Annotated in this window: 6 protein-coding genes and 1 pseudogene; all 7 read left to right on the forward strand. The window is 63.3% G+C overall.

The genetic code is table 11. From position 1 onward, the window contains the following. A pseudogene (locus LXM94_RS12570) lies at positions 1–181 on the forward strand (YraN family protein); the annotation flags it as partial. 102 nt (positions 182–283) lie between these two features. Next, positions 284–1,582 carry an extracellular solute-binding protein gene (locus tag LXM94_RS12575; protein WP_235771749.1) on the forward strand — a complete coding sequence of 433 codons (1,299 nt, stop codon included), beginning with the start codon at positions 284–286 and terminating at the stop codon, positions 1,580–1,582. Positions 1,583–1,735: 153 nt separating this feature from the next. Continuing rightward, positions 1,736–2,632 carry an ABC transporter permease subunit gene (locus LXM94_RS12580; RefSeq protein ID WP_408015633.1) on the forward strand — a complete coding sequence of 299 codons (897 nt, stop codon included), beginning with the start codon at positions 1,736–1,738 and terminating at the stop codon, positions 2,630–2,632. Between the two features lie 13 nt (positions 2,633–2,645). Further along, on the forward strand, positions 2,646–3,488 hold the full coding sequence (gene ugpE / locus LXM94_RS12585; RefSeq protein ID WP_235771753.1) for a sn-glycerol-3-phosphate ABC transporter permease UgpE: 843 nt from the start codon (positions 2,646–2,648) through the stop codon (positions 3,486–3,488). Positions 3,489–3,502: 14 nt separating this feature from the next. Then, a complete protein-coding gene (locus tag LXM94_RS12590; RefSeq protein ID WP_235771754.1) occupies positions 3,503–4,624 on the forward strand; it encodes an ABC transporter ATP-binding protein in 1,122 nt (373 codons plus the stop codon). Next, positions 4,621–5,613 (forward strand): endonuclease/exonuclease/phosphatase family protein, encoded by a 993-nt coding sequence (locus LXM94_RS12595; protein WP_235771755.1) that lies wholly within the window; start codon positions 4,621–4,623, stop codon positions 5,611–5,613. Before LXM94_RS12590 ends, LXM94_RS12595 begins: the two co-directional genes overlap by 4 nt. A gap of 114 nt (positions 5,614–5,727) precedes the next feature. Beyond that, positions 5,728–6,228: a cupin domain-containing protein gene (locus LXM94_RS12600; RefSeq protein WP_235771756.1), complete on the forward strand. Its 501-nt coding sequence runs from the start codon at positions 5,728–5,730 to the stop codon at positions 6,226–6,228. Positions 6,229–6,242: the final 14 nt, after the last annotated feature.

Here is a 6,242-nt window from a genome sequence, read left to right on the forward strand (position 1 = left end):
GGCGCGGCGCGACGTCGACGGTGCCGTCTTCGCCGTGACGAACGCTGCCCAGAACCGCATCCGGGCGGCAGGCGAGCTGTGGCTCGCGCGGCAGCCGGATGCGCATCGCCTGTCGCTGCGCTGCGACATCATTGCAGTGCGTCCTTGGCGCCTCCCGCAGCATTTTGTGGATGCGTTTTGACCAAAAGGAAAATGTAACGAAACTGACACGAAACCGTAACGCGCCCGTCATGCAGGCTGATTAGTGCACCCTCACACCAACCCCGGTGAAGAGGAGCCAACCATGATCAAGTCGTTCTCCCTTGCAGGTCTCGCACTCGCATTCTCCGCCGCAACGTCGCTTGCCGCGACCAACATCACCTGGTGGCACGGCATGGCCGGCCGCAACGGCGAGGTCATCAACGAGGTTTCGCAGAAGTTCAACGAAGCGCAGCAGTCCTGCATGCTGACGCCGGTCTCCAAGGGCACCTATGAAGAGGCGCTCGCGTCCGGCATTGCGGCCTTCCGTTCGGGCGAGCAGCCGAACATCCTGCAGGTCTTCGACGCCGGTGCGGCGACGATCATTAACGCACCGGGTGCCGTCATCCCCGCCGAGGATCTGATCAACAACGCCGGCTACACATTCAAGCGTGAAGCCTTCATCGAGGGCGTGCGTTACTTCTACGCCGATTCCGACGGCAAGTTCGTCGGCATGCCGTTCAACTCCTCGGCGCCGATCATGTACATCAACACAGAAGCGCTTGAAAAGGCCGGCGTCGAGGCGCCGAAGACCTGGGAAGAGTTCGAGGCGGTCGCGCCGAAGTTGAAGGAAGCCGGCTACATTCCGCTCGTCCAGTCGCAGCTCACCTGGCAGTTCACCGAGAATTTCTTCTCGCGCCATAACATCCAGTTCGCGACCAACGGCAACGGCTACGATACGGTCGTCGACACGAAGATCAACATGACGGACCCGAACCTCGTCATGATGTTCACCAAGCTGAAGAGCTGGGCCGACGAAGGCTATTTCGGCTTCTACGGTGCCGGCTGGGCCGACAACCAGAAGCTCTTCGAAGAAGGCAAGGCCGCATTCTGGATCGGATCGTCGGGTTCCTTCGGCGGCCTGCAGAAGACCGCACAGAAGCCGTTCTCGGCGGCTTTCCTGCCCTACTGGAACAGCGTCGAAGGTGCGGGCACGAACACTTTCATCGGTGGCGCCGCGCTCTTCGCCATGTCCGGCAAGTCGGACGCGGAAAACAAGTGCACGGCCGACTTCTTCCAGTTCCTGACCTCGCCGGAGATCCAGAAGTTCTACCATCAGGCGACCGGCTATGTGGCCATCACCCAGGCCGCTTATGAGCTGACCAAGTCGGAAGGCTACTACGAGAAGACGCCAGTCGCCGAAGTCGGCATCAAGCAGCTCATGCTGAAGTCCGGCGCGTGGTCGAAGGGCTATCGCCTCGGCTTCTATCCGCAGATCCGCGAGATCATGGAACGCGAATACGGCCGCATCTTTGCTGGCGAAACCTCGGTCGAGGACGCCCTGAAGACGATCGAGACCGAAGGCAACGAGCTTCTCGCCCGCTTCGCCAAGACGGCCGGCTGATTCGGCTTGCTCTGTCAACCCTCCCCCTTGTCCCCTTGTGGGGAGGGTCGGAGCGAAGCGACGGGGAGGGGTGGGTCTTGCTCGACCGGCCAAGACCCCTCCCCACAAGGGGGAAGGGGCTCGCCCGCGCAAGACGCGGCGTTCCCGGCCCTTTTGAAAGACCCAACCATGAAGCGCGTCCAGTTCTCGTCGCCTTACCTGCCCTATCTCTTCATCGCGCCGCAGATGGCGATCATCTTCATCTTCTTCTACTGGCCGTCCGTGCAGGCGATCCAGTCCTCGTTCTATCTCGAGGATCCGTTCGGTTTCGGCTCGACCTTTGTCGGCATGGGCAATTACGTCGACGCGGTCGGTTCCTCGCAATATCGGAGCATCGCACGCTTCACGGTGATCTTCACGATTCTGGTCACCTTCCTGTCGCTGGCAATCGGCATGCTGCTCGCCGTCAAGGCTGACGTCGTGCTGAAGGGCGGATCGACCTACAAGACGCTGCTCATCTGGGTCTATGCCATCGCGCCCCCGGTCGCCGGCCTGATGGGCATGATGTTCTTCGACCAGCATATCGGCCCGCTGGTGAAGCTCGCGGCCTTCTTCGGCTGGGAGATGAAGGTGGGCCTCAACTACAATGATACGGCGATCGCCATGATCATCGTCTCGGTCTGGAAGCAGATCCCCTATAATTTCATCTTCATTCTGTCCGGTCTGCAAAGCATTCCCGTCTCGGTGCGCGAGGCCGCGACGATGGACTGCCGCTCCGGCATGCGCCGCTTCTGGACGATGACGCTGCCGCTGCTCGCCCCCACCGCCTTCTTCCTGCTCATCATCAACATGACCTATGCGCTCTTCGACACGTTCGGCGTGATCGACGTGATGGTGAAGGACAAGGCGGCCAACAACCCGATCACGCTCGTCTACAAGGTCTACATGGACGGTTTCCGCGGCAACGACCTCGGCGGCTCCTCGGCCCAGTCGGTCATCCTGATGATCGTCGTCTTCGTGCTCACCATCTTCCAGTTCCGCTTCATCGAGCGGCGCGTGCACTACAATTGAGAGGGCGCCCGCCATGAACCGCGTCAAGCCTTTCGACCATCTGATCCTTCTGTTCGGCGTCTTCGTCATGGTGGCGCCGGTCGTCATCGCCTTCATGACCTCCACGCACGAAGCCGCCGAAATCCATCGCACCGGCCTGTCGGCGACCTGGGGCGGCAATTTCGTCGAGACCTATGAGAAGGTGCTGACGAAGGAAGGCGGCTTTACCGGCAAAATCACCGGCGCGCGCATGGTGATGAACTCGATGATCCTCGGCATCGGCTTCGCCGTCGGCAAGATCGTTCTTTCGATGCTCGCCGCCTATGCGATCGTCTATTTCCGCTTCCGGCTCGGCACGCTGTTCTTCTGGATGATCTTCACGACGCTGCTGCTGCCGCTCGAAGTGCGCATCCTTCCCTCCTACGAGGTGATGAACAAGCTGGGCCTGACCAACACTTATACGGGCCTCATCGTGCCGCTGCTGGCGTCTGCCACCGGCACCTTCTTCTTCCGCCAGTTCTTCAAGTCGGTCCCCGACGAACTGCTGGAGGCGGCGCGCATCGACGGCGCAGGACCGTTCAAGTTCTTCATCGATGTGCTGGTGCCTTTGTCGAAGACGATGATCGCCGCGATCTTCATCATCATGTTCGTCTATGGCTGGAACCAGTATCTCTGGCCGACATTGATGACGACGGACGAGAGCTTCTTCACGCTGGTGCGCGGCATCAAGCAGATCCTGCTCGTCTGGATCGGCTCGCAGATCCCGGACTACAACGAGGCCTTCGCGCTGGCGATCCTCGCCATGCTGCCGCCGGTGATGATCGTCGTCATCTTCCAGCGCTGGTTCATCAAGGGCCTCACCGAGAGCGACAAATAAAGGAGAAGGGTCCGATGGCATCGATTGGCATTAGGGACGTTTCCAAAATCTACAACGGCGGCGTGAAGGCCGTAAACTCGGTCAGCATCGACATCGAGGACGGCGAGTTCATTGTGCTCGTCGGGCCGTCCGGCTGCGGCAAGTCCACGCTCTTGCGCATGGTCGCCGGGCTCGAGGAGATCAGCGAGGGCAAGGTGACGATCGGCGAGCGGACCATCAACGACGTCGATCCGGCCGACCGCGACATCGCCATGGTTTTCCAGAACTACGCGCTCTACCCGCACATGACGGTCTATGACAACCTCGCTTATGGTCTCAGGAACCGGAAGACGCCGAAGAGCGAAATCGACGCCCGCGTCGCGGAAGCCGCGCGCATGCTGGAGATCGAGCCCTATCTCCAGCGCAAGCCCCGCGCGCTGTCCGGCGGCCAGCGCCAGCGCGTCGCCATGGGCCGTGCCATCGTGCGCAAGCCCTCCGCCTTCCTCTTCGATGAGCCGCTGTCGAACCTCGACGCGAAGCTGCGCGTCTCGATGCGCGGCGAGATCAAGCGGCTTCAGCGTCGCGTCGGCACCACATCAATCTACGTCACCCACGACCAGCTCGAGGCGATGACGCTTGCCGACCGTCTGGTCGTGCTCAACGGCGGCGAGATCGAGCAGATCGGCCGGCCGCTGGAGGTCTATCACCGGCCGGCCTCCACCTTCGTCGCAAGCTTCATCGGCTCGCCGGCCATGAATCTCGTCAAGGCTGAGCTACACGGCTCAAGGCTGGCGATCGGCCCGGCCCTGCTCGATATCGGCCGCTCAGTGCCCGTCCAGGGCGCGGTGACCGTCGGCTTCCGGGCCGAAGACCTTCGTCCGGCGGCCGGCGGGAGCGCTGCGCTGCCCTTCCGGGTCGACTATATCGAGGAACTCGGCTCGCAGCGGCTCGTGCATGGCCTGGTCGGCGATCAGCCGGCCACGGCTGCGCTTTCTCCCGAGACCGCGCTTTCGGAAGAGATGGACCTGTCGATTGCGCCGTCGCGCCTGCATTTCTTTGATGCAGAGGGGGGAAAGCGGATTGCCTGGACGCCCGACATGGCAACGGCCGCTCCGGCCGTCGCCGACCGGGCAGAGGTCGAGGGAGCAACGCGGTGATCCGTGAGACCGTATCCGATTTGAAGGTTCCGTCTTTCGAGGAGCGGACGGCGATTGCCGGCCTGGAACGGACGATCGGCGCACACGACACCTGCATGGCGTCGATTCCTGCGATGAACAGCATCGAAGTCGGCGGCGAACCGCCCGAGGGGCCGCCGCTCGCCTTTCCCATCCGCGTCGCGGCCTGGAACCTCGAACGCTGCCTGTTTCCCGATGACAGCGCCGACCATATTCGCAGCGCCGGCGCGGATATCGTCCTGCTTTCGGAGATGGACCACGGCATGGCCCGGACGGGCCAGCGCAACACCACGGCGGACGTGGCGGGTGCGCTCGGCATGGCCTATGCCTACGGCGTCGAGTTCGTCGAGCTCGGTCTTGGCTCCGACACCGAGCGGGAGTTCTGCACCGATGACGTGAACGCCCGGGGCTTTCATGGCAACGGGCTCATGGCGCGCGCGGCGCTCGACGCGCCCTTCATGCTTCGCCTCGCCGGCGAACGGCTCTGGTTCACGCGCGACGGCGACCAGCCGCGGCTTGGCGAACGCATGGCGATCGGCGCAACGGTGGCGACGGAAACCGGGCCGATCGCTGTGGTTTCCACCCACCTGGAAAGCGCCACGACGGCGCATTGTCGCGAGCGGCAGGTGGTCGGCCTCCTCGATGTTCTGGATGCGGCCTTTCCGGGCCTTCCCGTCCTGATCGGCGGAGACCTCAACACCGGAAACCATGCCGGCGGCGACTTCGAGGCCGAAGGCCTGTTCGCGCGCGCCGCCGAACGCGGCTATGCCCGCCATGGTGGCCCGATCGACGCGATGACGACGCGGCCGAGCCTCATCACACGCTGGCCGGACCGGGCGATGAAGCTCGACTGGTTCCTCTCCCGTGGTCTGTCGATCGGCGAAAGCCGGATCGTCTCGTCGCTCGACGCGGCCGGCCGGCCGCTTTCCGACCACGACATGATCGTCTGCCGCATCGAGGGTCGCATCTGATGCGCCCCGTCCCGCGCCGGAAAATGCCAGATGCATAAATTTCGAGCGAATGCCTGAACGGCGCGGTTACCCATTCCCGCTAGGGTCGCACATCCATGCGAATTCGGGGGAATCATGTCCATCAAATTCATGCTCGCAAGCGCCGTCGGCATGGCGATCAGAAGCGTTCCGCTCCTGCCGGGCTCCGCGCGCCGGCTCGTCGCGTCGTCCACCGATGCACTCGAAATGACGCCGGCGCCGATCGAGCCGTCCTGGATCCTGGCCGGTAATCCCGAGGCGCGGCTGGCCCTGCACTCGCGCGCCTATGACGATCAGGCGACGACGGCCGTCTGGGATTGCACGGCCGGCACATTCCGCTGGTATTTCGGCTGGGACGAAACGGTGATCGTCCTTGAAGGCGAGGTGCACGTGACCGCGGAGGACGGCAGCGAGCGGACTCTGCGCGCCGGTGACATCGCCTATTTTCCGGGTAAGAGTTGGGCGACCTGGCACATCGACACCTATGTCCGAAAGATCGCCTTCTGCCGCAAGGAGTTCCCGGCGCCCGTGTCGATGGCCTACCGTCTGCGCGACCTGTTGCGCTCCTCGCAGGACCGCGGCGGCCTCGCCGCCTGACCCGGCTGGCCGCG

The sequence above is a fragment of the Rhizobium alarense genome (genome assembly GCF_021555155.1).
Taxonomy (GTDB): Bacteria; Pseudomonadota; Alphaproteobacteria; order Rhizobiales; family Rhizobiaceae; genus Rhizobium_D; species Rhizobium_D alarense.

What these genes read in the sequence shown, in the direction of transcription:
- LXM94_RS12575 (WP_235771749.1), top strand. Translation starts at nt 284, where the DNA reads ATGATCAAGTCGTTCTCCCTTGCAGGTCTCGCACTCGCATTCTCCGCC.
- ugpE (WP_235771753.1), top strand. Translation starts at nt 2,646, where the DNA reads ATGAACCGCGTCAAGCCTTTCGACCATCTGATCCTTCTGTTCGGCGTC.
- LXM94_RS12600 (WP_235771756.1), top strand. Translation starts at nt 5,728, where the DNA reads ATGTCCATCAAATTCATGCTCGCAAGCGCCGTCGGCATGGCGATCAGA.
- LXM94_RS12590 (WP_235771754.1), top strand. Translation starts at nt 3,503, where the DNA reads ATGGCATCGATTGGCATTAGGGACGTTTCCAAAATCTACAACGGCGGC.